The 22,885-nt window shown below is 39.2% G+C and carries 22 protein-coding genes; 5 read left to right on the top strand and 17 right to left on the bottom strand.

Annotation, left to right across the window (positions count from 1 at the left end; genetic code table 11):
- The first annotated feature begins 13 nt into the window (after positions 1-13).
- Positions 14-949 (top strand): hypothetical protein, encoded by a 936-nt coding sequence (locus EGC86_RS02495; RefSeq protein ID WP_123776526.1) that lies wholly within the window; start codon positions 14-16, stop codon positions 947-949.
- 185 nt (positions 950-1,134) lie between these two features.
- On the opposite strand, the gene EGC86_RS02500 is transcribed toward EGC86_RS02495, so the two are convergent.
- From EGC86_RS02500 to EGC86_RS02530, 6 genes are all read right to left on the bottom strand, one after another.
- A complete protein-coding gene (locus EGC86_RS02500; RefSeq protein ID WP_123776527.1) occupies positions 1,135-2,685 on the bottom strand; it encodes a methyl-accepting chemotaxis protein in 1,551 nt (516 codons plus the stop codon).
- A 457-nt stretch (positions 2,686-3,142) separates the two neighbouring features.
- Positions 3,143-3,625, bottom strand: a complete 483-nt coding sequence (locus tag EGC86_RS02505) for a hypothetical protein (protein WP_011638659.1) — start codon at positions 3,623-3,625, stop codon at positions 3,143-3,145.
- A gap of 24 nt (positions 3,626-3,649) precedes the next feature.
- Positions 3,650-3,898 (bottom strand): hypothetical protein, encoded by a 249-nt coding sequence (locus tag EGC86_RS02510; RefSeq protein ID WP_011638660.1) that lies wholly within the window; start codon positions 3,896-3,898, stop codon positions 3,650-3,652.
- Positions 3,899-4,301: 403 nt separating this feature from the next.
- A complete protein-coding gene (locus tag EGC86_RS02515; protein WP_123776528.1) occupies positions 4,302-5,891 on the bottom strand; it encodes a PepSY-associated TM helix domain-containing protein in 1,590 nt (529 codons plus the stop codon).
- Positions 5,888-6,187 (bottom strand): hypothetical protein, encoded by a 300-nt coding sequence (locus EGC86_RS02520; RefSeq protein WP_123776529.1) that lies wholly within the window; start codon positions 6,185-6,187, stop codon positions 5,888-5,890. Before EGC86_RS02520 ends, EGC86_RS02515 begins: the two co-directional genes overlap by 4 nt.
- A 460-nt stretch (positions 6,188-6,647) precedes the next feature.
- Positions 6,648-8,783: a TonB-dependent siderophore receptor gene (locus EGC86_RS02530; RefSeq protein ID WP_245423088.1), complete on the bottom strand. Its 2,136-nt coding sequence runs from the start codon at positions 8,781-8,783 to the stop codon at positions 6,648-6,650.
- 581 nt (positions 8,784-9,364) lie between these two features.
- Here EGC86_RS02530 and EGC86_RS02535 point away from each other — a divergent pair.
- Positions 9,365-9,739, top strand: a complete 375-nt coding sequence (locus EGC86_RS02535) for a hypothetical protein (RefSeq protein ID WP_011638665.1) — start codon at positions 9,365-9,367, stop codon at positions 9,737-9,739.
- A gap of 176 nt (positions 9,740-9,915) precedes the next feature.
- On the opposite strand, the gene EGC86_RS02540 is transcribed toward EGC86_RS02535, so the two are convergent.
- Positions 9,916-10,995 (bottom strand): GGDEF domain-containing protein, encoded by a 1,080-nt coding sequence (locus EGC86_RS02540; protein ID WP_123776531.1) that lies wholly within the window; start codon positions 10,993-10,995, stop codon positions 9,916-9,918.
- 325 nt (positions 10,996-11,320) lie between these two features.
- On the opposite strand from EGC86_RS02540, the gene EGC86_RS02545 reads away from it, so the two are divergent.
- Entirely contained in the window at positions 11,321-11,572 is a 252-nt protein-coding gene (locus EGC86_RS02545) for a hypothetical protein (protein ID WP_011638667.1), read from the top strand.
- A 336-nt stretch (positions 11,573-11,908) separates the two neighbouring features.
- On the opposite strand, the gene EGC86_RS02550 is transcribed toward EGC86_RS02545, so the two are convergent.
- From EGC86_RS02550 to fkpA, 10 genes are all read right to left on the bottom strand, one after another.
- Positions 11,909-12,553, bottom strand: a complete 645-nt coding sequence (locus tag EGC86_RS02550) for a DUF2306 domain-containing protein (RefSeq protein WP_123776532.1) — start codon at positions 12,551-12,553, stop codon at positions 11,909-11,911.
- 584 nt (positions 12,554-13,137) lie between these two features.
- Positions 13,138-13,989 carry a hypothetical protein gene (locus EGC86_RS02555; protein ID WP_123776533.1) on the bottom strand — a complete coding sequence of 284 codons (852 nt, stop codon included), beginning with the start codon at positions 13,987-13,989 and terminating at the stop codon, positions 13,138-13,140.
- Positions 13,990-14,635: 646 nt separating this feature from the next.
- Positions 14,636-15,406 (bottom strand): ABC transporter permease, encoded by a 771-nt coding sequence (locus tag EGC86_RS02565; protein ID WP_123776534.1) that lies wholly within the window; start codon positions 15,404-15,406, stop codon positions 14,636-14,638.
- Positions 15,406-16,341, bottom strand: coding sequence for an ABC transporter ATP-binding protein (locus EGC86_RS02570; protein WP_123776535.1), 936 nt, complete (start codon positions 16,339-16,341; stop codon positions 15,406-15,408). Before EGC86_RS02570 ends, EGC86_RS02565 begins: the two co-directional genes overlap by 1 nt.
- 150 nt (positions 16,342-16,491) lie before the next feature.
- Complete coding sequence (hpt, locus tag EGC86_RS02575) at positions 16,492-17,022, bottom strand: hypoxanthine phosphoribosyltransferase (protein WP_011638672.1); 531 nt, start codon at positions 17,020-17,022, stop codon at positions 16,492-16,494.
- Positions 17,023-17,029: 7 nt separating this feature from the next.
- Entirely contained in the window at positions 17,030-17,689 is a 660-nt protein-coding gene (locus EGC86_RS02580) for a flavin prenyltransferase UbiX (protein WP_011638673.1), read from the bottom strand.
- A 26-nt stretch (positions 17,690-17,715) separates the two neighbouring features.
- Positions 17,716-19,155, bottom strand: coding sequence for a UDP-N-acetylmuramate:L-alanyl-gamma-D-glutamyl-meso-diaminopimelate ligase (gene mpl / locus EGC86_RS02585; RefSeq protein WP_123776536.1), 1,440 nt, complete (start codon positions 19,153-19,155; stop codon positions 17,716-17,718).
- A gap of 97 nt (positions 19,156-19,252) precedes the next feature.
- On the bottom strand, positions 19,253-19,555 hold the full coding sequence (locus EGC86_RS02590) for an AzlD domain-containing protein (RefSeq protein WP_059746143.1): 303 nt from the start codon (positions 19,553-19,555) through the stop codon (positions 19,253-19,255).
- Positions 19,552-20,412, bottom strand: a complete 861-nt coding sequence (locus EGC86_RS02595; protein WP_123776537.1) for an AzlC family ABC transporter permease — start codon at positions 20,410-20,412, stop codon at positions 19,552-19,554. The genes EGC86_RS02590 and EGC86_RS02595 overlap by 4 nt, the downstream gene beginning before the upstream one ends.
- A gap of 310 nt (positions 20,413-20,722) precedes the next feature.
- Positions 20,723-21,475, bottom strand: coding sequence for an FKBP-type peptidyl-prolyl cis-trans isomerase (gene fkpA / locus EGC86_RS02600; RefSeq protein ID WP_011638677.1), 753 nt, complete (start codon positions 21,473-21,475; stop codon positions 20,723-20,725).
- A 168-nt stretch (positions 21,476-21,643) separates the two neighbouring features.
- Here fkpA and EGC86_RS02605 point away from each other — a divergent pair, with 168 nt between their 5' ends.
- Together EGC86_RS02605 and EGC86_RS02610 are read left to right on the top strand one after the other, a co-directional pair.
- Entirely contained in the window at positions 21,644-22,612 is a 969-nt protein-coding gene (locus EGC86_RS02605) for a WD40 repeat domain-containing protein (protein ID WP_123776538.1), read from the top strand.
- A gap of 35 nt (positions 22,613-22,647) precedes the next feature.
- Positions 22,648-22,860 carry a SlyX family protein gene (locus EGC86_RS02610; RefSeq protein WP_011638679.1) on the top strand — a complete coding sequence of 71 codons (213 nt, stop codon included), beginning with the start codon at positions 22,648-22,650 and terminating at the stop codon, positions 22,858-22,860.
- Positions 22,861-22,885 lie beyond the last annotated feature (25 nt).

Consider the following 22,885-nt stretch of genomic DNA (forward strand, 5'->3'; position numbering starts at 1 on the left):
GTGATTGATATAAATGGAAGTAATAACGGTTGGCTGGGAGCCACATCACTCTCGATCTTCAACACACTCCTCTAAAGAAGTATATTGGCTTAAGCCTGTACTCACGGCATTCATCATCCATGTATTATTGATTTATGTGCTGATTGCGTTTTGGTACCAAGACACGACGCAACGAGTGTCAGCTTTAGTGGTTAAACCTTCGACAACCGCAATAAAAAGCTATCTCATAACTTCAACGCAATACGAATCAATGACCCAAACAAGTTTACCACCCAAGCTTAATGACATAAAAAATGCCCCACACGTACAGAGTAAACCACCCATTGTTGATATAAATGCTGATATTGATGTTGATGTTGATATTCAAATTGATATTCAAATTGACGAGAGCCCATCAACGCCCATAAAGACTACAGAGACGCAGACCTCCTTAAATAAAGACAACACCCTCGATAACGTGATGCCATCAAACAATAAGCCCAACAACATACAATCGACTGCGAGTGCAAAAATACCTAATGCATTGCCTAATCAAATAAAACCAGACACGACCACTGACGTAAACAAATCTGCGCCTTCATTCGCGTCAATACAACAAGCCACTAGTCATTTTATACAACAAAATAATATTGCAGCATTAGACACTCTCATAGGCTCACAAACTGCATTACAAAATAAGCCGACAGGCACTATGAGTGAAATGGACTCTAACCTTGATTTTATAGAACTCGCACCAGAAATTGATATCAGCCAACCGCATACTTTTAATCATAGGCTAGACCCTAACAGAATCGTAAAACAGGGTGATTATTGTTACCGAGTAGTTGAATTGCCAACTCAAGTGAATCCACACGGATGGGGACTCGGATTTGCAGAATTTTGTGGTGAGGACCAAATAAAAAAACAATTAACAGAAGCAATTTACAATAGAGTTAATCGCATAAAATAACAGCGCTAACTCAATAGATAATAATACTTATTGTGTGGCTCATTATGTTAATGATGGCACGCTTGAAGATTTGCATTTCCTCATCACGACACTATTTTGAATGGCTACAGTACAAATGAGCAACATTACCTTTGTTAGAACCATAGTGAATGATTCACTTTTACTGCGATGGCGATTCGAAAAGGTTAATTAAATTGATTTACCAACTCTGTTTGACGTATACCCTGACCACTAATTTCTTGACTATGTATTGCTGCATTTTGGCAATTTTGTTCGAATTGATTTATGCCATCTTGTAATATCATCGCATTGCTATAAATTTGATTAACAACAGCGGCTTGCTCTTCTGCCGCTACGGAAATCTGTTCGCCATTACTTTCGATAATACTCATCACTTCACTAACCGAAATCAGGCTTTTCTCGAGCATGTTGCCAGAATCAATACTCTTATCTGTTAACACATGGCTTTGTTCCATTTGTGCAACGGCTTCTGCAGTTGTGCGGCTAAGTGAATTTATAATAGCGTGTATTTCATGAGCAGAAGTTGCCGAGCGACTTGCCAAGTTACGCACTTCATCCGCGACCACAGCAAACCCTCTACCAGCCTCTCCAGCCCTAGCGGCTTCAATGGCGGCATTGAGCGAAAGCAAGTTAGTTTGCTGTGCAATACTCTCGATCACCTCAACAACTTGGTTTACATTTTGACATTGCTTATTCAGCGAAGAAATAGCAACACGGGATTCTTCCAATAAGTGATTAATTTCCGTAGTCGCGATTTGACTGTTGGCCAATGCCATCTTAGTTGACTCTATTTGTTCAACTAAGTGATGAATTTCTGTGGTTGAATTTGTCGTATTTTTAGCTATATCAGTAACAGACGTGCTCATTTGGCCGATGGCGGTGACAACTTGTTCAAGATTTTGTGACTGGGTTACCAACTGATTTTGATTGGCCTGATTTTGCTGTTGATGCTCTTCTAAACCTTGCTGTAATTCCTCACCACTGTCTTTTATACGTCCAACCACAGCCAGCGTTTCAGCTTTTTGCATCCGTAGACTTAATTCTATGTGAGAAAGCTCATCGGTATAACCGGTGTAAACAAATTGATTTAGTGGATTATCATGTATTTTTTCACTTAACATCAACATGTTACTAAAACGCTGTTTAAGAACATAAAGAGGCCGACAAAAACAGATAATGGCAACAATAAATGCGACTACGGTGAAAAAACCACTTGAGTAAGGTAAGGACATCAGTAAACCAACAGATAGCAACCAAGCCAAAAAAAGTTTCGTAATAATACTTGCACCAAACTTAGGCTTAGCAGCTTTGCCAGCATTAATGGCATCGTAACAGGCTTGAGCACGTTCAGTGAGCTCTGCTTCTGGCTGAGTTCTTACCGACTGGTACTCGCAAATAATACCGTTACGTTTAATCGGGGTCACATAAGCGTTAACCCAATAATACTGACCATTCTTGCAGCGATTTTTCACCAATCCCATCCAGCTTTTCCCTTGCTTAATGGTGTCCCATAGGTCACTAAATGCAGCTTTAGGCATATCTGGGTGGCGTACAATATTATGGGGTTTATTAATTAGCTCATCTTCTTTATAACCACTGACTGCTAGGAAGTCATCGTTAACATGAGTAATAATACTGTCTAAATCGGTTGTTGAAAGGATCATATAATCCGACGGATAAGTGACTTCTTCATCGATGATATCTTTTGTGGTCATGTTGATATAATAAACGTCGTTGAGTTAAATAATGCTGATTATTAAACAATCAGCATTATTTGTATGTGATGACTCACGACTTTAATCAGTTAATAATTAACATCTTTGAAATATTTGCGATTGGTCACACTGCCACTTATTCAGACTCACAACAGTTCAAAGTATTAACTCGATCATATAATGGGCAAGAAAATGGCTATCATCATGATTTATTGATTGGTTTTATTCTTGAGGTTTTGAATTGCGATATTGTTCCGCATAATTAAAGCTTAGAGAAGCTAAAGGATAAAGAGATCTAATGTTTTTTCTAAACCTGGCAAAAACAAAAGTGGCTATGGTGACACCAACCGTGACCCCAAAAGGATGTTTTCGAGTCTGCTTTTTAACAGAATGGAATAATAAATTAAGTGTTAACTCGCACTGTCTAACAGAGTCTTTCCCCTGCATGCGTGTTAACTTAATCGAATGATTTAGATGCTTTAGAGATGACATCGATACCCTCCTTTAATTGGGAGACTGTCTCTTTGAAGCCAAAAAAACGAATCAGCCGTTTTTGCCAATACAGTAAACCGACTAAAACCAACATCATTGCGAGCAAAAATCCCCCTACCCCAATAAGTATGTTGAGAGTAATGCTGTAAAGCACAATCCCGGTGCAAACACATAAACTGAAGATAAAGAGAACTAATAACGGAATAAATAAAAGTTGGCAAACAAAAAACTGTTTTGCTGCGGCAACATTTCGTAATACTTCCATGAAGAAAAGTTGGACTGTAGACTCTGACCACTGTCCAACCTCTTGAGCTAATTTCGATACTTTATTAAAAATATCTTTAATTTCTTCAACGTTAACGTTCATTTCATCTGAGTTAACATGAGGCTCGCTCTGCGTGCCATCGGAGATTTTATCTTTGCTGCACACATCATCTGTGTTTTCCATAATAAAATCCCTCCGGCCGCTGTGTTATTTTATCAGTTTCGAAATTGCCCACCCGGCTAAAAAAGCACATCCGACACTTAATAAAGGATGCTCCTTAATCATATTTTCCGTTTGAGTTGTTGCCGATTTAACTTTTTCAGAGCCTTCATTTAATGATTCTTTAGCTTTATCTTTCAAAGAATTAACAGCCTCTGATGTCGCTTCTTCAGCTAAATGATAAGCATCTTCAATTTTCTGCTGTGGATCTTGATTTTTTGCCTTTGTTGTAGCCATTTCTAATCTCCTTAAATACAAAATTTATAGAGTGATATCACGCTGAAATAAATAGGGGCAATAAAAACTGTCCAATTAACACATTATTACGATAAATAGATTGGGTCAATTTATATTACATTAATAAAAAAATACGCCTAAATATTTGTTACCCTATTTTATAAAGCGAAAAGCATGCCACATTTAAACTAAATCAACAAAAACGCAAGCAACTGATAAAAGTAAGATTTATATTTAATGGTGAGAAGTTAAGATATGTTTACATAATTATTTTTGTAGTTTTTACAGATGATGATGTTTTATCGTGTAAAAGTTACTTATGAAAATATTACTAAGTTCTCGTTATTAGCGGTACCAATAGTATTGGTGCCGCTAATAACGAGAACTTAGTTTATTCTTTAATTTACTCCGTAGCGGTTGTTAACGGTAAAGCCCATATGCTATTACGTTCACCATAATAAACACGCTGTTTAGTTTTAATCGCACCATAATAAAATACACCCGAAAAAACTAACGCAATAAACTCAACGACCATGCTCGGAAAGTAAATGGGTACCCACAGCCCTAAGCTCGGCATAATAAAAGACACAACTGAAGTGATTGGTATTAATAAACAAGCCACAAATAATAGGTATTGTAAGTAAATAGCACTTTTAGCCGCACCAACAACAAAACTATAAATTAATGCGCTAAAAAATACTACGTAATAACAAATAAGATAATTGTTATTAACCTGAGCACTAATGAGATACAACCATTTACTTGAAAGCATCGTTATCATTACGGCTAATATTGAGCCTAAACACATACCCACGGTCAAAGATGCCATAAAACGGCTGGATTTATTCTGTATTGGTTGTTTTTGTCGACGCTTTTCTAACCATAATAAATTACCACTATAGAATAAAAATGCCCCAAGTAAGCCCAAAGAAAAATAAACCCAACGACCTAAATCTCCAGCATAGCCGCCAAAATGTAGCGAAAAAAAGCTAGCAACCATTGGAGTATAAATATCATTATCTTTCAACGGAATACTACTGTAGCCAACATCATAGGTATAAGGGTTCATGTAAATAAAATCGCCAGAATTGACACGCATCATTTCACGTTCGTTAATAATGGTAATGCCAACCATTGGATTTGTTGTTGATAAATCAGAGAAAGCCATTGATTCCACATGGTAACCGTCGGTCATTTCATTAACTTTCTGAAGATAGCTTGAAATAGGCGGAAGCTGTTCAATTGAGTACTCTATTGTTGATCTCTCACCACGCTCGAACATGGGTTCATCGCCATATACCAGGCTTAAACCACCATAAAGAACATCATGAAAAGCAAACACAATCACAGTCCAAGCAATAATCAAATGGAACGGTAAGCTAATAATACCGACTAAATTATGGCTATCGAGCCAAAAACGATTTACGCCTTTGTTCTTTCTTATCGCTAAAAAGCTATTAACTAACGTCGGTAATAAAAAAATAACACCAGACACTAATGCTAAAAAATATAGCACTGATGCCCCCCCTAAAACGAGAACACCAATATCTTCATGCCCGGCTTTTCCTGCTATGCCAGCCGTGCGATGAAGCATATCAATCAACTCTCCGAGTTCATTCGTGGGGTTAACTTGGGTAACTAACGCCCCTTCATCTGACAAGGTCGCGTGCCTCATGACATTATTTAAATGTAAACCACGGCCACCGCCCTGTTCAAACCATGTAAGCGGCGATAATTGTTGATTAAAGTTAACCGTAAAACTTTGCTGGGCTTTATCAAAATTTGTTGATGCTTGTAAGATTAATTGATCAAACTGTTCTTTTGGTACTTGTGGTAATTGATGGCTTGGCGGTGTCGCCCATTGAGTAATTTCTTCCTTAAACATCGTCAATGAACCAGCATAAAAACCAATAAAGAGTACTAAACCGGCAATAATACCTGTCCATGTATGGATGGATTGATATGTACGTAGAATATCTCCGCGAACTCTCATGTTAACCACCTTAGTAAAAAGAATACGTTACACACCACAACATTCGCTAATGTTAAATAAACGATGGCATGTAAACCCGTTTTAAATAAATAACTAAACGCCAACACTAATAACCAAATGGGACTCACCATCCACATGTTAAATTGCACTTTTACAGGGGCATTAATACCGCCATAACCATACCAAGCAAAAATACCAACACAGGCATACGCCAACGTTAGTCCCAATATTGAGCCGGCTAATGTTTTTAGCCACCAATGAGGCTGGATTTTTTCATCCGCTGTAAGCCTAGTCATCAATCATTCCTTTTGGGTTTGACTAAATATCCATTTATACTCAATAAAGGAATACAAATAACAAATATGATAATGGTGAATAACCAAATAAAAACTGCAGCACTCATGGTGTATAGTTTCAACCAGATCAACAATGCTAATAACCAATAAATTAAGGTTCCAAATCGCCAAGCCTTAACCAATGGTTTTTGTATAAACTGTTGATTTTTGTTAGTGAGATAAATAAGCATTGCGCCGATAACAGTTAATAATAATGCCAACAAAGGCCACATTTAATAAATCCTCGCAATAGATGTAAAACTAACTCATTTCAGTAGCCGATATCGCATTACAGCAATATGTTAATAGGTTAACGGTTAATCAATATGAGTTTACATAGCGTTATTTTAGACCGATAAAAGTAGTCAATTAACGGCCATTGATATGTTAATAATGAAGTGATTAACATATTGTGTAATGCTTAAAAACTCATCTTTACTTTAACAGCAAAACTACGAGGTTCACCGATACGCAATGCACCATAAGCATCACCCGCTGCCCAAAACTCTTCGTCGAATAAATTATCAACGGTACCAATAATGGTTAGCGTTTTGTCGTCAATCACCGTGCTATAGCTAACACCGGTGTAAAACAAAGTATAAGCAGGTAATTCCCAGGTATTATTAGAATCTAATGTTGTTTCACCAAAGTATTTGGCGCCTAAATTAACAGCTAAACCAGGCACGGCATCGACCTCATAGTTAGTCTGCAAGCTAAACTGTTGACTTGGTGTACCAGCAACGTCATTGCCTTCCACCGCTGAATTTGTTTTGTCATAGGTGGCATCCAATAACATCAAGTCACCGTATAGAGATAAATTATCAGTGACTTCCCATGCTCCACTAAATTCCAAACCTTGATAAATGCTAAGTCCATCCTGTACTAAATAATTATCACCAGTAACCAGTGTGGCGCCTCGTTCGATGCGAAATAGTGCCGACGTTAAAGACCAACCATCACCAGCAGTTTTAACACCCAATTCATATTGCTTACTTTCTAATGGTTCTAGTAGCTCATCAGCGTTTGCGTAAGTCTCGCCAACATACGACGTTGTCCCCTCAAACGATTCAACATAGCTGACATAATATGTTGTTTTATCATCAGGTTTAAACATCAATGCAGCAGTAGGACTTAGGGCGCTGTCTTCATTGTAAGCTTGGTATGAAGAGAAATATTCGCTTGGCGTATGTTCAATTTGATTAGATCGAATACCGAGTAAGACTTCCCATTGATCGGTTAGCGAAATAAAGTCACTGAGATAAACCGATTGTTGTTTATCAATCCAAGCCATAGATAGATTATCTTCTAAGGTTGAATTATAGGTTGGAAGCTCAACAGGATTAAACAGATTATCGGTTCCATAACCCCACATTACTACGCGATGCGGATCATTCCGATACGTTGTAGACTTCTGATATGACGCACCTAACAACAGGTTGTGTCGAATGCTACCGGTTTCAAACTCACCGTTAATCACAGCCTGAATTTGATCATAATTAACATCAAAATACTGGTCATATAAAGAAATATTAACATCACCATCACTATTGAGTAAGTAGGCTAAGCTTTTTACCCAACGAGTCTCATTCTTAGAATAATCATACTCAAGACGAGCACTCCAGTTATCATTAATGTCCCAATTTAGGCTGGTTAACGCTACGATATTTTTGTAATCATCGAAGGTACCGTCAGCTCCAATACTGCGAGTACCGCTAACGGTATCAGGAAGCAAATCAGTACTGTCTAACGAATTATTCATTGTAGTCCATGAATTTTCAGTTAAGCGATCGTTATAAATAACATCAACAGTCCAATAAAGTGAATCGGTTAATTGTGCGTCAAATGCTAAAGCTGCAGTATTACGATCAATTGTGCCATCTTCTAAATACGTGTCGCCCGACTCTTTAACAAGGTTGACCCTAACACCATACTCATCGTTATCACCTAAACGCTTACTGGCATCAATATGGCCACTAAATACACTGTCACTGCGTATGCCAACATCAACAATAAATTTATCGTCTGTTGCTTTTTTGGTCACATAGTTAACAACTCCACCAGGTGCAGCCATCCCATACATGAAGCCAGAGGCTCCTTTTAGTAAGGTAACTTGCTCGAAGGCTTCATAGGGAAGTTCACCACTAAAATTATTGATAGACATACCATTAATTTTAAAACTATTGGTATAGTCTAAAGGTAAGCCACGAACACGAATAGTTGAGCCAAAGGTACTGTAAGCACTACCATCAACCGATACAGACGCTTCTCTACTAAAAAGACTATCCAGAGTATTAACCTGGCGGATTTCTATATCTTCAAGTGAAATAACATCTACTGAAAAAGGGGTTTCTAATAAGGTTTTATTACCCAAGGCTCCACCATTATTATTAGAACTCAGCTCGGTCAGTTTATGGCCCACCACACTAATGGTTTCAATACTGCCTTTCGTCTCTTCTACGTTTTCCTCCCCTATAGCAGAGTAACTATTCAAAGAGAGTGCAGAAGCACATACAACAGCCAATTTACATTTATTAAACTGTAAAGTATTGATTTTCATTACATATTCCATTTAGTATTTATAAAAGATATTCACGCTTCTACAATAAGCGTCCTTTCAACTTATCTACATTTAGCGACAAACAAGCTAATACTAATAACAACGATTATCAATCGCATTTACAAAATGTATTGATTATTTACTCTAAAACTTGAGTTATGAATAACAATTGGACGCAAAATTCACCTCGCGATGAGTTTGTTGGCAATGAAGTGATTTGAATTCAGACACATCAAGTGATAGCACTCTTGTGCTTCTTTATAGAGGGTTTTGAAATCGTTGTAATACCAAATTTATGTCATATCAAATCTTTGTAACATTAAATATGAGCACTGTATTTTTTTCACCCTTGAAGCACAACCGTCACACCAATACATGATAGTGTTTGTGACTAAATCGAGACCCTTAGCTGGAGAACCTTCGATGAGTAAACAATGACTCTGATTCATCTGGGGCCGTATATGGCTATATTGACAACTGAATAGACAATATTAATTAGCACGCTTGATGTGTGCTAGATAACGTTAAATTATTCAATGAGCTGTATAATTGTGGTTAATTAATGATTGGTGGAAGATAACGTGCTAACAAAAATTTTAGTCACAATATTGGTAATACTTGGCGCTATTGTCTACTTGCGCCGTGGACGAGGACATAAAGTTAATCGCATCGCAGAAATGGCAAATGCACAAAAATCGCCACTTTTTAGTCGAGTCATTATTTACACTATGATTGCGGTGTCGATGTTAGCGTCTGCAGGCTATTGGGGCTGGAGTTGGTATGACGATAACACCGTCGTTGAAGTTACGATTACATCCCCCATTGAAGCGATGACAGACAGCTACAAAGTGCGTAAAAAAGATATTGAAGCCCAGCGAATTACGACTGTTGACGGCATTCAAATTCGTTTATCGAATCAAGAGAGATTAACGGTAAAAACATTAGTAACAGAGTAATAGTCATTGTTCAAAAGTGTTAAAAGTTAGTTTTCGCAAAGCTTGGAGAGCACAAACAAAGTATTAAAAAGCACAAGCGTTTAGTCATGTTCAACTGCATAAAGTAGCTTTATTAAACGCCCCCATAAGACTTCGTAATAGCCGGTTTATCTCAAAAATCGAATAGTTCAACAGGGCTAATCAGTAAGAGTCTGCACTTCGATGCTAGCCTCTGTGTTAATGGTTGGCTGTTCATTTAAAGTAGTAATCACTTTATTTCGTCCTAACGTTTTTGCTTGATATAAGCGCGCATCGGCAGTTTTATAAATTTGCGAAAAATGTGCACCGTCTTCAGGCCAACGTGATACCCCAATACTAATGCTAAGGTTTAGCTCACTGCCATCAATTACGGTAACGAGCTCAACAGCCTTGCGTAAACGTTCCGCTATTTGACCTGCTTGCTGTAAATTTGAATCAGGAATTAGCATACAAAACTCCTCCCCGCCTAAACGAAAAGCCCAGTCATTTTGACGCCGTACACTATTGATAATACGCGACACCTCTACCAGTACTTTATCACCGACATCATGACCATATTGGTCATTGATCCGTTTGAAATGGTCAAGATCAAGTATTAACACCGATACGGATTGATGCTGCTCGGGTAAACTTTCACACAACATGTCGAAGATAGAATCTAACAATAAACGATTATTTAGCCCAGTTAACGGGTCAAGTGATGCCATCTTTTGTAACCGTTCAACGGCTTCAGCTCGTTTATATTCATAACTAAAAGACAAAGCCCAAATAGCAGCCAAACATAAAACAATATTGGCGATAGTAATTGGGTAAATTTTTGCAATATCTAACAACAAAGCATTAACCAAAATACCCACACCACCTATCATATACACACAGGTGTATAGGGTACCTAGCTTTATACCCAGCAACAGATACGACAAAACAGGAATAATAAACAGCCAAGTAAATAGCCCGGAATTAAATGAAGCACTGTAAATGCCAATTAAAATAACGCTGTAAAGTGCAAACAAAAAAACCAAGCACCACAATGTGAGGTTTGGGGTGGTTTTATGAATAAAAAGAATGCCAATACAAAGACATACCACCGCTAATTCAACCATGGCATACAATTTAAAATCATTAAACCAGTTATTAACCACAAATATACCGCCAGCAACAATAATGACAATTAACACTGCCTTTAATACTGTACGACGATACTCAAGCTCACTTGCCCATAAATTGGAAATGGCCATTAATGCTGTATTCCTATGCTGAAGCAACAACAACTCACACTTTGAGTAGCCATATTTTTAACTACAATATCTTTAACTACAATATCTTTAAATCTGAATGTAAAGATTAGAACAGATATGAATCATTTGCCAAAATATTAAAAGGTTACGTATTACTATAAGCGTAAATCAACCACACACTTTTTAAGCAAAGATCATCATAACTGACTGTCTATTACCATAAATACGGCTGTCACGATCATTAGTTAATCGCTATCTCGATATTGTTCAGACATATATCGGGTTACAATAGATATACAATGTATAAATCCGGATTATGCGCTAAATGGCTAAACCTAACAAAAAAGGCCCTTCGCGCACCGTCGATGTTTTTTGCGCTAAGTGTAAAGCCCAACTGTTTAAATATCGTAAGGGTGGTAAAGGCGCCTTAATCAAATGTTTCAAGGAGCGGATTGTCGAAGACAACACCAAGATTCCTTGCACATGCCCAGAATGCGGCCAGATATTTGCCAGAGATACGTTAGTGAGAGGCGCACCAGCATTTAAAATGGTCGGTGGAAAAGTTACCTTTAAGTAATTCTGTAGCGTCATGACTGACACAAGTACGCGCCAACAACAAGATTGTTAGTCATTGTATTTACAAATGAATAATAAAAATCATGCTCAAACGTATACTCATGAAAAATGAACTACAGTACTGATATTAGATAAAAATATTAGCAATATCGCGAAATTCACATGCTATATACAACCCCTCTAAACATCACTTCAAACCTAAATTTTCTCGACCTGTTATTTGTAATTAAAGGCATAATTTCACACGAGTTCGGGCTTGTCTAACTTTCGGGATAGAACGTAGTATTGCTCGGGCTATCCTTATTCGTTAGGTTTAGAGGGCTATTTACACTTTGCTCTATGTACTCAATGTATTATCAATAGTACGTTGAACTGAATAACTAACACGTTTGGTTTTTAGTAAATATAATTGTGCTACTAATACATTTGGAACCCAGGCAACCCAAGAAATTGCAATGTAAGACGTTATAAAGTCGACATTAAATAACCATGGAAATGATGGTAGATACAATCTAAGGGTAATTGCTGAACAAGTTAAAGAGTAGTTTATTATCATCCAATAGCGATGTGCATTCACGTTACCTTTTTTTATTTGAACAAATGCCATGCTTACAGTAAAAAGCCATAAAAAAGCCATAGTACCAAAACCGAAATGAGCAACAATACCACCCATAGAATTGGTAGCTAAGTATAAACCAGCAGAACCGGAGAGTAATACGGCGGTAACGTAGACTTTACCAAGCGTTCGATGAAGTTTGATACTTTTCGCTCTCATGCGACTATTTAACTGAAATGCGCCAATGGTTAACGCTATTGAGCCTCCGACCATATGTAGATACATCGCCAATGGTGTTAATGAAAACTTTTCTTTTAAATATTCTGAGCCAACCCAATCAACGGTTACAAACAGAATGGCATAAATGCTAACACCAAGAGCTAAGGCATAGAAAATACCGTATCCACACTTTTTAAATACTTCCATATAAGACTAATCCTTATTAAAAATCTAACGCGACACTAACAAGTGAGCTCTGTGCTGGCTAGGGTCAATATATGCTGGCATTGAACGCTATGATCTGTGCTTATAAGCTCCAGCAACGCCAAACCCAATGGCAGCAACAAGTATGATCATATCTAAGTAGTAAACTGGTTTTTGGATCGAAAGAAGAGTACCAATAGTCGTTAGTAAAAGGCTTGTGTTGGCATAAGTGTTACTTTTAATGCTTTTTTCCATATTTCAAATTTTCCATATTATGAATTATGTACATATATTTTATGTGCATGCTGATGAACCGGTAGAATGCCACCGTTAAATTTAACAATACCATAACACTAAGTGGCTTTGCTGAGGCATTTAAATGAAATGGCTGTTTTCGTTGATAATTATGCTGAACACAATTTAAGGGTGTGAGAAAGGGTATGGTCAGTGATTTAGTTAAATATTGTGATGATTTATTGCCAATTCAAGCCTTATCATTAATCTCCCAAGCAATATTAAGTACAAATGAGACGCGCGTTTTCGAAGATGTTTCTGATACAAATCCTTCAACACTGACTTTTTATCAATTATGGATAAATCTGTTTCCAGTGTTTTACTTTGGGATTAACAATACCAGACTCCTCAAAAGCCCTAGAAATAGTGCCTTCCAAACGCAGCTTTTTTAAACCGTCTTGCAACGCCTCAAAAACCTTTTCAGCATTTGGTGCCTTTTTAGAAACAACAAAATGGCGAGACCCTTTTAAACCCACTTTAATATTAGGAACCGGAACTAACCTTACTCCGGCTATTTCCATACTGAAATCATCTTCTGAAGAAAATTCATTTAGAACAAAATCAGCTCGTCCCACATTAATAAATTTGAACATAAGATGCAGTTTCGGCATGCTATGTGTCTTCACCCCCATAGCTTTCAACGTTGCCCAGTCAACTACCCAACGATCAGAAGAAACGCCTTTAAACTTTTTAAGTTCATCAAGTGAATTGATTTTCATTATATCAACGTTTGTTGGTAGAGCGTATATGCCCACTTCGATCGTCCCTGCTTCAAATATAGCATCGCTGACATAAAAATCAGCCTCATCAATTTCAATTCTCCAGGCTGTTTCTGCTGGCATAGTGACAACCCCTTTTTCAGCCTCTATCAAAGCGCGGCTATAATTGGGCATTTCTTTTAGCTGTATATCAGGCTTCAACCCTCCAAGATTTAGCGCTTTGCATATCAACACTAATTCAACTACGCCACGATGAAGATTCATTTCCCTAAAATCATCAATATCGTTGCAGTTTTTTTTATCTGCCCATCCCTTGAATGAATCATAAACCACTTTATTAGCTGAAATATCAACCACTTCGGCGCAAAGATTACTGGTTCCTAATAAGGCCACCCAACTTGTAATAAGTATAAATAATTTTCTCATTCATCCTACTTGTAGTGGTTAGATGAATTACCGCTATCATAATTTATCCACATAACCAAAATTGAATCAAAAAACTAAAGCATTGATTTAAAGCAATTTTAATTGAACAATATAAAGCCTGAGTCATTGTGAGTTAAGCTGCTTTTTAAGGCGGAAATTGTTTTTTATTTGGCGGATGCTACGGCCACATTCATCAGTATAATTTATGTTATAGGAATTTGTTTTTTTTAGGTAATTAATTTTTGTACAATATTCCTACTAATTATATGTTCTGATTACAGCTTTTAAAGTGATTGTTGAGGTTTATCTGATATTCCATTAAATTTGTGGCCACTTTTTACTTATAAACTGAAGTAAACTAGAAGTGTTCTGAATAAAAAATATCTTGACTAATGTAAACAAGAAACCATTAACAAGTGATTGAAAAAGGTTAATCTATACTGCTCAATAGCTTTTAGGCCATTCCGACTTAAAAACAACTGAAATCTATACCCATGTTATAGGTTCTCGTTTTAGTCATGCCACTAGACCAATAGATCGATAGATAACGCCCACAAAAAAGGACTCTTGCGAGCCCTTTTACACGTAGATTGTGACAACCGATTTGTGAGCGGTTTATCTATTGCAAGACTAGGCTACTACAGACTTAACTACGCAACCCAATTCCACGCGATATCAAATAGTAAGCCAGAGTCCATAAGCTGACACAAAAACCAATCATAATAGCTATTGATAACGGTACGCTTAAGTCAGCAAAGCCTAAAAATCCATAGCGGAATACGTTGATCATATACACCACAGGGTTTAAGGCTGATACGCCTTGCCAAAAAGGTGGCAATAACGATAACGAGTAAAACACCCCACCTAAGTAGGTTAACGGCGTGAGAATAAAGGTTGGAATAATACTGATGTCGTCAAAGCTTTTGGCAAATACCGCATTAATTAACCCACCCAGTGAAAATAACACAGAGGTTAAAAACATGGTTAACACCACCAAGCCAACATGATGTAAGGAGATATCAACAAACATCATCGCCACTGTGGTAACAATTAAACCAACACTTAACCCACGGGCGACGCCGCCGCCGACATAACCGGCTATCATCACGTAATGTGGCACTGGGGCAACCATGATTTCTTCAATGTTACGTTGAAACTTGGCGCTGTAAAACGATGAGGCCACATTAGAGTATGAGCTAGTTATCACCGACATCATGATTAAACCTGGGGCGATAAACTCCATGTAGGTAACGCCGCCCATTTCACCAATGCGACTGCCGACTAAATTACCAAAAATTAAAAAATATAAAGTCATGGTTATGGCTGGCGGCACCAATGTTTGGATCCAAATACGGGTAAAGCGATTAATTTCTTTGGTTAAAATACTTTTAAAAGCCACAAAATACAGACTGTTCATTATTTTGACTCCTTGGCTTTTTCGACCAGTTCTACAAATAATTCTTCTAAGCGGTTAGCTTTGTTGCGCATTGACAACACTTCGATATTGGCGGCGGTTAACTGGGTAAATAATTCATTAATGTTGTTCGATTTGGCCACATCCACTTCTAATGTGTGAGCGTCAGTTAAACGGCAATTCATGTTGCTCAATTGTGGTGCTACGTCGAGATCGTGTCGTAAATCGAAAATAAAGGTTTCAACATCTAGCTTGCTCAACAATGCCTTCATGGTGGTGCATTCCACCAGCAAACCGGTATCGATAATACCAATGGTGCGGCACAGCATTTCGGCTTCTTCAAGGTAGTGAGTGGTTAAAATAATAGTCACGCCTTGTTTGTTAATTTGTTTTAAAAATTCCCACATTGAACGGCGCAGCTCAATGTCTACGCCAGCTGTTGGCTCATCTAAAATTAATAATTTAGGTTCGTGCATTAACGCGCGGGCAATCATTAAACGGCGTTTCATACCGCCAGACAGTTCGCGGGCTTGGGCGTGACGCTTTTGCCATAAATCAAGTTGGGTGAGATATTTTTCAGCGCGCTCTAATGCAACCGCTTTTGGCACGCCATAATAACCCGCTTGGTTAACGACTATTTGTTGCACGGTTTCGAACTGATTAAAGTTAAATTCTTGCGGCACTAACCCGATACATAACTTGGCATGTTCGAGCTGCTTATCAATATCAAAACCAAATACCGACACTGTTCCTGCGGTTTTCTGTACCAATGAGCTGATAATGCCGATAGTGGTAGATTTACCCGCACCATTGGGGCCAAGCAGGGCAAAAAAGTCACCTTGCTTTACCGTCAAACTGATCGACTTTACGGCTTCTACGCCACCTTTATAGGTTTTTTTAAGGTTTTCGATCACCAATGCATTGTTGGTGTTGCTCATTGTCATACCTCTAATCCATGAATTGCGAATCAAACATTTTCTAATACGTGCTTCTAAAGACGTAATGTAAATGAAAAAGACGCAGAAATATTTAGACACTTAAAACAAAACTCCCGCCTATAGCGGGAGTCTATCAATAAAAAGCCCCACTTAATCTAATGGCACTACTTTAGCGATGTAAGGCAAGTTGCGATACTGCTCTGCGTAGTCGATACCATAACCCACAATAAACTCGTCTGGGATGGTTATACCAATAAAGTCGACATAAACGTCTACTTCACGGCGTTCAGGTTTATCTAATAACGTACAAAGCGCTAGGCTTTTTGGCTCACGCAGCAATAACATCTCGCGCACTTTGTTTAATGTGTTACCTGAGTCGATTAAGTCTTCAACGATTAATACGTCACGACCGGCGATGTCAGACTGTACATCTTTAAGCACTTTCACATCACGCGAGCTGTTCATGGTGTTACCGTAGCTCGATACAGACATAAAATCGATTTCAACATGGCCTTTAATACGGCGACACAAATCGGCCATAAACACTACTGAACCTTTTAAAAGGCCAACCATTAATAAGCGTTCACTGTCGGCATAATGGGCATTAATACGTTCAGCTAATTGGTCTAGGGTTTTATTGATTTCTTGTTCAGAAATCATCATTTCAATGGTGTGCTTCATAAATCTCTCAATTGTCGATGTCGTGTGACTGAGTATGTCCATATCCCCAGCGACTCGTTAAGTCGTGTTCAATTCCCAAATGATCAAGTATTCGGGAAACCATGAAGTTTACCAGATCTTCTACTGATTTGGGATTATGATAAAAGCCTGGTGCCGCTGGCATGATAGTCGCGCCATTACGGGTTAGGCTTAACATATGCTCTAAGTGTATGGCGCTAAAAGGAGTTTCCCGCGGAACAAGAATCAATTGCCCTCTTTCTTTTAATACTACATCTGCTGCTCTTTCGAGCAAATGATTACTCATACCCGTTGCAACAGCAGCCAATGTGCCTGTTGAGCATGGACAAATGACCATTTGTTTAGGCGCAGCGCTGCCAGATGCTGGCGGCGAAAACCATTCATCTTTGCCTAATACCACTAATTCACCTTTTAACGGTTCATCAACGTTATGCAGTTGTTCGAGTAATTGTGCTTTCGCTTTGTCTGGGTTCGCGCTTAATTGCAAACCGTGTTCTGTTGCTAACACCACCCGTGCGGCACTGGATATCATTAAAAACACTTGGTAATCGGCCGCAAGCAAACATTCAAGCAATTTAATGCCATAAGGCGCGCCAGATGCGCCCGTCCAGGCTAGGCTAATTGCTTTGGCTTTTTTGGCATAGGCCATGTTGTATCCTCTATCGGTTAAAGCCGTTACGCTAAAGCTTTAATCATTTTTTGGTGAATACCATTAAAACCACCATTACTCATGATAACTACGGTATCACCTTGATTTGCGGTAGCGGCAACTGCGTTAATAATATCTTCAATGTTGTTAAACACAGTCACAGGGATTGGCGCATTAGACATACTGGCTTTGATGTCCCAGTCAATATTGTCTGCTTGATATAAGTAGACCACATCGGCTAATACCATCGAGTTGGCAAGAGTATCTTTATGTACTCCGCTTTTCATGGTGTTTGAGCGGGGCTCTAACACCACAATAATGTTGCCATTAGCATTGTCGCTGGAAGCTACTTTAGCTCGTAAGCCTTGTAAAGTAGTGGCAATAGCTGTGGGATGATGAGCAAAATCGTCATACACAGACACGCCATTTACGGTCGCTAATAGTTCTAAACGACGCTTTGGTGGGCTAAATTGTGCCAACGCCTCAATAGCATGACTTGGCGCTACGCCCACATGACGAGCAGCCGCTATTGCCATTATGGCGTTTTCAATATTATGCTGACCTATTAATGCCCAGTTTACTATCCCTTGCGACTCGCCATTAAACAGTACTTCAAACTCATGGCCATCGTCTGCAATAGTACGCGACTGCCAAGCATTGGGTTCACCTTGGTTCGCCGAAACATTAACAGAATGCTCGGCTAAATTAGTGGTGAAGCTTGCTGCTGTAGAATAGATTTCTTGCTCGCTCCAACAGCCCATATCAATCACTTGTTGCACGGCTTCAACGTCGCTAGGCCAAATCACCTTGCCCTCGCCCGGCACAGTACGAATAACGTGATTAAACTGGCGTTGGATCGCCGCTAAGTCGGCAAAAATATCGGCATGATCAAATTCAAGATTATTGATCACTAAGGTGCGAGGATGGTAATGAACAAACTTAGAACGTTTATCAAAAAAGGCACTGTCGTATTCGTCGGCTTCTACTACAAAAAATACTGAGTTACCTAAACGAGCTGACACGCCAAAATTTTGCGGCACACCGCCAATTAAAAAACCTGGCTCGTAACCACAGTATTCTAAAACCCACGCTAGCATGCTGGAAGTAGAAGTTTTACCGTGTGTACCCGCTACAGCCAATACCCAACGGTCTTGCAAAATATGTTCAGATAAAAACTGCGGCCCAGATGTATATTTTATGCCGCGATTTAGTACCGCTTCTACACACGGGTTACCACGACTCATGGCGTTACCAATAACCACTAAGTCTGGTTGATTGTCGCCTTCTTTGCCTAATTGGGCTGGATCAAAACCTTGGATTAACTCGATACCTTGTTGCTCAAGCTGGGTGCTCATCGGTGGATAAACGTTGGCATCACTGCCGGTCACCTTATGGCCCATTGCGCGGGCAAGTAGGGCTAAACCGCCCATAAAAGTGCCACAAATACCTAAAATGTGTACGTGCATACTTAACTCTAATTGATCCGTAATATGGCGGTTATTCTAATCTATTGTGCAACAGAATGTCAGTTAACAATGATTGAAATTAATCTAGGGTCTGTTGCTAATACAAAATAAAAAACAGTCCCATACTGAGTACGGTTGTGAGCAAGGTATTGCGGGTAACATAAGCCAGCACTGTGGCCACCAGCGCACAAGTTAAATAAGGATTATGCACACTAATAGCTAGCTGGCCTTCTGGTACAAATACAATAGGGGCTAATATGGCAGTTAATACCGCAGGTGCTGAATAGCTTAAAAACGTTAAGGTGTTTTTACTTAAGCGAATAGGCAATTTAGGTTCTAGCAATAAATGTCGGCTGACAAATACCACTGCCGCCATTGATAAAATAATCAACCAGGTCATACGTTTTTATCCTTATGCGCGGCTACCGAACGCGAAGTATCTGAATGCGCTGTAACCGAATGAGCGTGTTCTGAACTAGCACTGTCTGAATGATCATTCTTTGAATTAGAGGCGGCTGATACCTTACTGTCCTCATTGGTAAATTTAGCGTAGCCCATGCCTGCTGCCATACCCGATATTGCCGCAATTAACAGCCCTGCTTGGATCGCGAACACTGCGCACACCACTGCTAACGTAAGCGACACTACAACGCAGACTAATATTGACGGCTTTTTTACTGTCGGTACTACTAAGGCGATAAATGTGGCGGCGATGGCAAAGTCGAGCCCAAGTTCGCCTAAATTATCGATAGACTGCCCTGCGACAATGCCGAGTAAGGTGGCAATATTCCAGCCGATATAAAAAGTTAGCCCACCACCCAAAGCGTACCAGCGATCAAACTGGTGTTGGATTGGTTTATCGCCATGGTGAGCTTGATTAGCAATAGCAAAGAGTTCATCTGTGAGTAAAAAACCCAGCCCTAAACGCCATTTTAGCGGCAACGGGCTAATATGAGTACGCATGGCCATGGCATACAATAAATGCCTTGAAGTAATTAGTAAGGTAGTTATCAGAATACTGCCGATACCAATACCAGCTTTTATCATGCCGAGCGCAACTAACTGGGCGCTGCCAGCAAAGATAATGGCCGACATCGCTTGGCTTTCAACGGCTGTAAGGCCAACTTCAAGGGCGAACGAGCCTGCTAAAATCCCCCAAGGGATGACTGCTATTGTTAGCGGCATAACGGCAAGCCCGCCCGCTAAAAATGATTTGGTTTTAGTGGTAGTCACACTGATAGATTCGGTTGCGCTCACATCATCTCCTTATTCTGCACTGTCATCTCCTTATGCTGCACTGATAACGCTAACGCGCCAAGTGACAAGTGACAAGTGACAAGAAGATTAGCTTAACGTGAATAAATGAATAAAGCCCTTGAAAATTGATCATTATGGAGAAATTTCAAGCGATGTTGTTGGTCGAGCACTTTAATCCATTAACGAAAAATGCTATTGACATCCAGTGCTAAAACGAAAAATGCCGCTCACATTAAGTGAACGGCATTACGCTAAAGCGTCTTTTTAATATCTAATTAACAGTCATTTTACAACTGAAGCAATGTTGATATTACTTGGTTTCTACTGCTGCAGGTGTTTTCTCTACTGAAATTAGTTCAACTTCAAAAACCAATGTTGAGTTAGCAGGAATAGTGCCAGTATCACGTTCGCCATAAGCTAATTCTGATGGGATAACAAACTTATACTTAGCGCCCACAGGCATTAACTGTACGCCTTCAGTCCAACCAGGAATAACACGGTTAAGTGGAAACTTAGCGGTTTCACCACGTGCGTATGAACTGTCAAATTCAGTGCCATCAGTTAACGTGCCACGGTAATGAACTTCAACAGTATCTTCTGCGGCAGGCTTGTCACCACTACCAGCTTCTAATACTTCATACTGTAAACCAGACTCAGTCGTGGTTACGCCTTCTTTGGCTTTATTGTCTTCTAAGAATTTTTTGCCATCTGCAATTGATTTAGCAGCTAAAGTTTCAGCTTGCTCTAAACGCTTATCGTTTAGTTTTTTATCTAGGTTTTGTAATACAGTCTGCATTTCTTCTTCAGTTAACTGCATTTCTTCGCCTAAGCCATCGCTAAAGCCTTTAATCACCATAGCGCGGTCAACAGCAAAGCCTAATTCTTCTTGCTCTTTAATGTGGCCAGACATGTACTTACCAATTGAACCACCAACACTATATGCTTCTTTTTGAACGTCAGTTGTTAATTCAACTTTCTTTTGAGCAACGTCTTGTTCTTGATTACACGCAGTAAGGCCAACAACGGCTAATGCAACTAACGATAATTTGTAAATAGATTTCATTAAAGCTTCCTCAGCATCCTATAGTGGTTACAATAACCTTAATACATTCAATCAATGAGATGTTTAAGTGGTCATGTTCTTTTGCCACTTTATACTAGTTAAAACGGTTATACCATTGGGTAAACCTTATATGACAAGGTTTAGGACAATAATTCAAGGAGCAAGTTCATGATACGCGTTCCAATGCTGTTTTTTTGGCCAACTCTAGCCCTGATAAGCCTATTATCTGCATGCCAACCAACAGCGACTAAAGTTCAGGTCATCACTACCGATGCCAGTTACAGTGCAAGTCTGTCAAATGATGCAACCATTGCCTTGGTTAGCACGGCTCATAATGGCGTACAGGTATGGGATCTTACTGACTCAACGTTGTTTTACCAATGGCTCCAAGGCCAACAACAAAATACCAGTAACGTCATTGATACCGCGATATCAGCTAATAATCTGTATGCCGCAACCATTAGCAGCCACTCACTTGCGATATGGCGATTAACCGATGGTTCATCTGTTGGATGGTGGTCTTTGCCTTCTTATGCGCAAAGTGTCGCAATTGCTAATACAGGGCAAACCCTTGTTGGCTTAGTCGATGGATCTGTGATGTCATTGTCACCTGAAAAATCACGCTTAATTCAGTTTTTAGGCCATCATGAAAAAGTGAATAGTGTGTCCATTAGTGCCGATGGCAACACCGCATTGAGCGGCGGTAATGATGGTAAAGTATTACTTTGGCAAGCCCAAACCGGTCAACCATTACAACAATGGCAGCTAGCGTCCCGCATCACTAAAGTGGCGATTAACGATTCAGCGACTCTCAGTTTTGCAAGCGATATCACCGGAAATGCCACCCTGTGGCAGTCGGATACAGGTAATCCAATAAGTCATCTCGATATTAATCGACGACAAATGAATTTTTCAAGTGCTCGCTTTGTGGATAATGACCAGCAATTGCTCACAGGTACCCCATCAAGAGAAATATTTTTATGGCAAATAGACACCGGTAAACGACTTTCTCGCTGGGAAGTTCAATTGAGTAAAAACACCCAAAACAAAGGCGCTGTAGTATACTCTGCCGCAATGATAGCGCCTGGCTCAATCGTCAGTATTAGCAGCCAAGGTTTAGTTGAATATTGGCAGTAATAACTCAGTAATAAATTAAGTAATAAGAGGTCAACATGGAAAGCGTTTTACAAAAGATTGATGATCTTGAAATGAAACTATCATTTCAAGATATCTCCATTGAAGAGTTAAACCAAGAAGTGATAAAACTCAATGCATTAGTTGCCAGACAGCAACAGCAAATGCTATTAATGGTCAATAAACTGCATTCTATTGAGCCAAGTAACATGGCGTCTTCTGCCGAAGAGACTCCGCCACCCCATTACTAAAGCCTTGCGACTATAAAACATATTT

It is taken from the genome of Shewanella frigidimarina (genome assembly GCF_003797125.1).
GTDB lineage: Bacteria > Pseudomonadota > Gammaproteobacteria > Enterobacterales > Shewanellaceae > Shewanella > Shewanella frigidimarina.

Bases quoted from the DNA above. Each gene is read 5' to 3' on its own strand.
- EGC86_RS02580 (WP_011638673.1), bottom strand. From the start codon at position 17,689: ATGGCCTATGCCAAAAAAGCCAAAGCAATTAGCCTAGCCTGGACGGGC.
- EGC86_RS02540 (WP_123776531.1), bottom strand. From the start codon at position 10,995: ATGGCCATTTCCAATTTATGGGCAAGTGAGCTTGAGTATCGTCGTACA.
- EGC86_RS02500 (WP_123776527.1), bottom strand. From the start codon at position 2,685: ATGACCACAAAAGATATCATCGATGAAGAAGTCACTTATCCGTCGGAT.
- fkpA (WP_011638677.1), bottom strand. From the start codon at position 21,475: ATGAAATCTATTTACAAATTATCGTTAGTTGCATTAGCCGTTGTTGGC.
- EGC86_RS02505 (WP_011638659.1), bottom strand. From the start codon at position 3,625: ATGGAAAACACAGATGATGTGTGCAGCAAAGATAAAATCTCCGATGGC.
- EGC86_RS02610 (WP_011638679.1), top strand. From the start codon at position 22,648: ATGGAAAGCGTTTTACAAAAGATTGATGATCTTGAAATGAAACTATCA.
- EGC86_RS02550 (WP_123776532.1), bottom strand. From the start codon at position 12,553: ATGGAAGTATTTAAAAAGTGTGGATACGGTATTTTCTATGCCTTAGCT.
- EGC86_RS02510 (WP_011638660.1), bottom strand. From the start codon at position 3,898: ATGGCTACAACAAAGGCAAAAAATCAAGATCCACAGCAGAAAATTGAA.
- EGC86_RS02545 (WP_011638667.1), top strand. From the start codon at position 11,321: ATGGCTAAACCTAACAAAAAAGGCCCTTCGCGCACCGTCGATGTTTTT.
- hpt (WP_011638672.1), bottom strand. From the start codon at position 17,022: ATGAAGCACACCATTGAAATGATGATTTCTGAACAAGAAATCAATAAA.
- EGC86_RS02590 (WP_059746143.1), bottom strand. From the start codon at position 19,555: ATGACCTGGTTGATTATTTTATCAATGGCGGCAGTGGTATTTGTCAGC.
- EGC86_RS02565 (WP_123776534.1), bottom strand. From the start codon at position 15,406: ATGAACAGTCTGTATTTTGTGGCTTTTAAAAGTATTTTAACCAAAGAA.
- EGC86_RS02570 (WP_123776535.1), bottom strand. From the start codon at position 16,341: ATGAGCAACACCAACAATGCATTGGTGATCGAAAACCTTAAAAAAACC.
- EGC86_RS02520 (WP_123776529.1), bottom strand. From the start codon at position 6,187: ATGACTAGGCTTACAGCGGATGAAAAAATCCAGCCTCATTGGTGGCTA.
- EGC86_RS02555 (WP_123776533.1), bottom strand. From the start codon at position 13,989: ATGAGAAAATTATTTATACTTATTACAAGTTGGGTGGCCTTATTAGGA.
- EGC86_RS02495 (WP_123776526.1), top strand. From the start codon at position 14: ATGGAAGTAATAACGGTTGGCTGGGAGCCACATCACTCTCGATCTTCA.
- EGC86_RS02605 (WP_123776538.1), top strand. From the start codon at position 21,644: ATGATACGCGTTCCAATGCTGTTTTTTTGGCCAACTCTAGCCCTGATA.
- EGC86_RS02515 (WP_123776528.1), bottom strand. From the start codon at position 5,891: ATGAGAGTTCGCGGAGATATTCTACGTACATATCAATCCATCCATACA.
- EGC86_RS02530 (WP_245423088.1), bottom strand. From the start codon at position 8,783: ATGAAAATCAATACTTTACAGTTTAATAAATGTAAATTGGCTGTTGTA.
- mpl (WP_123776536.1), bottom strand. From the start codon at position 19,155: ATGCACGTACACATTTTAGGTATTTGTGGCACTTTTATGGGCGGTTTA.